Source organism: Salmonella sp. SAL4457 (assembly GCF_046548235.1).
GTDB classification, from domain to species: Bacteria; Pseudomonadota; Gammaproteobacteria; order Enterobacterales; family Enterobacteriaceae; genus Salmonella; species Salmonella enterica.
In genome coordinates this window covers 1-247 of record NZ_JBGDZO010001067.1, presented here as the reverse complement: position 1 = coordinate 247, position 247 = coordinate 1, and the positions used below count along the sequence as shown (strand labels likewise).

At 63.6% G+C, this 247-nt stretch carries 1 protein-coding gene; it reads left to right on the top strand.

Annotated elements, in window-relative coordinates; translation table 11 throughout:
* The coding region (locus tag ACLJNW_RS27460) for a DUF4142 domain-containing protein (RefSeq protein ID WP_410961719.1) at window positions 1–247 on the top strand (247 nt) is incomplete at both ends.

The following is a 247-nucleotide window of genomic DNA, read 5'->3' as shown; positions in this document are numbered from 1 at the left end:
GCCGGCAAGATGGCGCTGGAAAAGAGCACCGCCGCCGATGTGAAGGTATTCGCCAAGCAGATGATCGACGACCACGGCAAGGTCAACGCCGAACTGCGCAGCCTGGCCGAGCGCAAGAAACTGGAGGTCGAAGACGACGCCAGCCTGACCGACAAGGCCAAGGCGACCCTGCTCGACCTGCGCGACGCCTCCTTCGACCCGGCCTACGCCAATAACCAGGTGGCGGCTCACGAAAAAGCCGTGGAAC